Source organism: Brevibacillus sp. YAE8 (assembly GCF_057543335.1).
The window spans coordinates 1-674 of sequence record NZ_BAAIYG010000095.1 but is presented as its reverse complement, the minus strand read 5'-3'; the positions used below and the strand labels follow the sequence as shown (position 1 = coordinate 674).

Genomic DNA, 674 nt, shown 5'->3' with positions numbered 1-674 from the left:
ATAAAAAAACCCCTGAAAAGGGGTTTTTTTAACGCGGAGAATAATTGCTCAACTGTTGGCCTCCACCGCCAAATGGATAATTGTATTTAATTTCTTCATCGAAGGTAATGTAATCAAGATAAACCATAAGCAGTACATAGCGCGTTCCAGTCTGTGGATCGCTTAAAATGATATGATCGCGTCCGGCCGCTTCAATAATACCTCTAAAGACCTTCGCGTTCCACTGCGTATTATTTTCAAACGTCATATATACAGTCGCTATTCTTCCTCGATTTAAACGTAAAATATTTTCAATATATGATTCTTCAATAGGCAGTTGATTTGGATCTTGCGGGGCACCACTGCCTCCAGAAGAGGTAGGGGGTGGCCCTCCTTGGCTTTGCCCTTGAACCTGCGGCTGGCCGCCTGGCTGGGGCTGCTGCGGCTGAGGCATATAATAAGGGTAGTTTGGACTCATATACGGATTTTGCATATATTGCTGTTGCGGTTGATTAGACTTTGGTTTTTTCATAGGAACCTCCTTCAAACAAAAAGAAATTAGTAAACTCCTGGACAATCAGCTTGAGTTGGTGCAAAGAAACAGTGAGATTTAAATCGTCCTGTGTTATTTTGGTTATACCATTGAGCAGGACAGTCGCCGCTGGGCTTGAAAAACCACAGTGAGTTTTCCGCGG

General features: G+C 43.2%; 1 protein-coding gene and 1 pseudogene. Both read right to left on the bottom strand.

Annotation, left to right across the window (positions count from 1 at the left end):
- Window positions 1-28: 28 nt before the first annotated feature.
- A complete protein-coding gene (gerQ, locus tag AC27IT_RS27775) occupies window positions 29-511 on the bottom strand; it encodes a spore coat protein GerQ (protein WP_487092259.1) in 483 nt (160 codons plus the stop codon).
- Window positions 512-537: 26 nt separating this feature from the next.
- Window positions 538-674: pseudogene (locus tag AC27IT_RS27770) on the bottom strand (cell wall hydrolase); the annotation flags it as partial.